Source organism: Leisingera sp. F5, assembly GCF_001593695.1.
This window is the reverse complement of record NZ_LUKH01000922.1, coordinates 1-1,462: the sequence shown is the minus strand read 5'-3', so window position 1 is coordinate 1,462 and position 1,462 is coordinate 1. Positions and strand designations below refer to the sequence as shown.

Below are 1,462 nucleotides of genomic sequence, written 5' to 3'. Positions count from 1 at the left end.
CGAAGTTCCCATCAAACACCGCGCGATCCCGGTCTGAGGGGTCCGACGCATTCCAGCTGTGGCCCTGCAACCGGTCATCGCCAAGGCCGCCATAGAGCCAATCCCGGCCGTCTTCGCCATACAGCGTGTCATTGCCATCGCCGCCAAACAAATAGTCCCGGCCGCTGCCGCCCGCCAGCTTGTCGTTGCCCCCTTGACCGGACAGCGTATCGGCCCCTTCACCGCCATAGAGACTGTCGTTGCCGCTTCCGCCTCTCAGCAAGTCGTCGTTACCGTACCCCAGCAACCGGTCATCACCGCCTTTTCCGATCAGCACATCGGCACCATCGGCACCGCGCAATTCGTCATTGCTATTGGAACCGAACTGAATATCCGCCGCTCGCACGGTGACGTCCTTGAACGCCGCAAAGGTATCATCCGGCTCCAGAGCCGTCTCCGAGCCGCCCTTGCTGATCTGGATTTCGCCGCCGCTGCGGTTGAACTGAAAGCTGTCGATCCGGCCGCCGAAGTAAGCGTAATCGCTGCGCTCACCGCTGCCGAAAACCTCTTCGCCCGTTAGCACCGCGTCATAAACCGCCAGATCACTGATGCTGCCATCGAAATAGCTGTGGATCTTGTCGGTTTTGCCGGCTGCATTGCTCCACCCGGCTGCCCCGGCAATCAGCGCCTCGCTGTTGGTGCTCCAGTCAAAATCCAGCCCGGCTTCATAGGCAATCCGCGCGCCATTCAGGTAGACTTCCATCCCCTTGCTGCCAAAATTCAGGCTGAAGTCATAGTCCTTGCCGGCCTCAATTGCATTTGCCGCAGTGAAATAGCGGGTCTCCGCAGTGTCCTGCAGGCGCACGATCAGCTTGCCGGTTTCATCCAGATAGACCGCCAGATGCCCGCCGGTGCCGTATTCAGCGGCATCCTTGGACAACAGGGTTTGGTATCCGGCCAGACTGCTGGCGGTGAAGCGAAAGGCAATGGTGCCGCTGGAAAGCTCCAGCGCCTTGTTGTGGTCAAAGACATAGGCAGAACGGTCTTCGGCATCGAACCCGTGGCTGCCGGCCATGGCAAAGACCGGGCTTTCCGTCGCCGCAAGGGTCAGATCCCCGGCATCCGCCAGCGCCGATCCCGGGACTTTGATTTTGCCGGTGTTTTCGGAAACCGCGGTTGGCGCCAGCGCCTCCTTCAGGTCGTCGATGCTCTTGATGATGCCATAGGCCGGCGCCGCGGTGTGCTCGATGTCCGACAGTTTCACCAGGTCGCCGTAGACCGTGATCTTGCCCAGCAGATCGTCGTTATGGGCGCCGCCGTTGTTGCCCTGATCCGAGTACAGCGCAATCACCGAGTGATCCATCACCCCGTCGCCGTTCTTGTCGCCATAGGTGATCGAGGCGATCTCGGTGGTGTGGCCCTCGATGACAATCCGGTCGCCCTCGGTGCGGCTGAAATCCTGCACCACATCATGGCCCATAAT

1 protein-coding gene is annotated in these 1,462 nt (G+C 60.6%); it reads right to left on the bottom strand.

Features of this window, described 5'->3' with window-relative positions:
* The coding region (locus tag A2I95_RS37475; protein WP_367153208.1) for a LamG-like jellyroll fold domain-containing protein at positions 1–1,462 on the bottom strand (1,462 nt) is incomplete at both ends.